Source organism: Paraburkholderia humisilvae (genome assembly GCF_902859855.1).
Classification (GTDB): Bacteria; Pseudomonadota; Gammaproteobacteria; order Burkholderiales; family Burkholderiaceae; genus Paraburkholderia; species Paraburkholderia humisilvae.
Window position 1 is genome coordinate 1 of sequence record NZ_CADIKH010000308.1, and the last position, 1,661, is coordinate 1,661.

Annotated in this window: 1 protein-coding gene; it reads right to left on the minus strand. The window is 58.2% G+C overall.

The window, feature by feature from the left end; translation table 11 throughout:
• Positions 1-1,043: reverse transcriptase domain-containing protein (locus HV796_RS42135; protein ID WP_175233528.1), on the minus strand; the 1,043-nt coding region annotated here is incomplete at its 3' end.
• Between the last annotated feature and the right edge of the window lie 618 nt (positions 1,044-1,661).

Consider the following 1,661-nt stretch of genomic DNA (forward strand, 5'->3'; position numbering starts at 1 on the left):
ATACTCTTTCTCGCTGGCTTGATCAGCAGCTTGCCGTCGTACTTACGCACGTTCTGGCCAAGGAAATCGAAACCCTCCGCTATATTTGTGATTCTGGTCTTCTCTTCCGAGAGTTCCAGACCTCGAGCGGCCATGAATGACCTGACCGCAGGAAGCACTCGGGATTCCAGCACATCTTTCGACACGCCAGTCACCACAAAGTCATCGGCATAACGGACGACGTTGAGCTGCGCCTTGCTGCGCGCGAGTTTCGAGGCGCCGACGCTTGCATAGACTGCTGCCTCCAATCCGTCCAACGCCATATTCGCGATTACGGGCGAGATGACGCCCCCTTGGGGTGTACCAGCCCGTGACTCGAACAGAGTTCCCTCGTCGATATATCCGGCTTGAAGCCAATTCCGCAGAACCTCCTTATCCATCGGCACGTTCTCCAGAATCCAGGAGTGGCTGAAGTTGTCGAAACAGCCTCGAATGTCCCCCTCCAGAATCCATTCTGGCGATGCACGCCTGGCCAGAACGATGAAGCACTGCTCGATGGCGTCGGCGGTCGAGCGTTGGGGCCGAAAGCCATAGGCGTTGGCGTCCGCCAGGGTCTCCGCGATGGGCTCCAAGGCGAGCTTCCATAAAGCCTGCATCGCCCGGCACTTCATGCACGGGATTCCCAACGGACGTTTCTTGCCGTTACTCCTGGGAATGTAAACACGTCGCAGCGGCATCGCACGATAACCTCGATGACGTAGCGATAGCATTCCTTTCCATCTGGCCGACGGGGATGACCATATCCTGCCGTCCACCCCCGGCGTTCTCTTGCCGCGATTTTCCGTCACACGCTTCACGGCCAGCATCTTGCCGCTATGCGAGCGGGTCAACAAACGTTGCAAGACCTTCGCCTTGCACCATCGGCCTTCCCGAACTGCCTTGGCGATACGCATCTGAAGCCGCTTCACCTCCGTCTCGATATGCGACCAGTTCGCCTGATCCCACATTCGTGCGGCGTGCGAGGGCGCACCAGCGTTTGACACCTTCGTATCGTTCGCCGTCATCTGCTTTCCCTCGTACAACGGTTCGTCAAAGATTCTCTCGCCATGAATGACCACGCGGAAGTCTGCCCACTTTCGTGTCGAGCAATGTCGCAGCCCGTATCCCGTCCGCTACAGACAGGCGTTCGCTTTCTCCGCTTTCCTTTACCCGCCACACCAACAGCGTTCCTTGCGGTTCGCCTGCCGTTGCCGGCGGCACGATGGGCTTACCCTGTTCCGCTTGAATTTCCGAGCGGGGCGGACCCTTCCTCTTCGCCGGTGGCTGATCGTCCATGGTGGCCCAGTCATTCAGGAACCACTCCTCACCACACACCGTTCTGGTTCAAGCCTGTCAGCACGTTTGGCTTGTTCAAGATCACGACGTTTATCGAAAGTTCACGTATGTTGGTCGTACCCGCTCATCCCTTGCTCCTCTCCGCCTTCGTGCTGGCAGATTCCGCCTCGCCTCGCGGCTCAGCGTACCGGTTTCCCGGCGGCTACGTTGTCCCCAGAGCTTCACACCGGGCTGTTACCGGCTCCGCATGTCCGGGTAGGGAACGGTTGATGGAACAACCGGTTTCATCAGGTCATGACTTCCCCTGTGAGACAGAAATTCAGGCGACTTTCAGGTCGCACGATGAC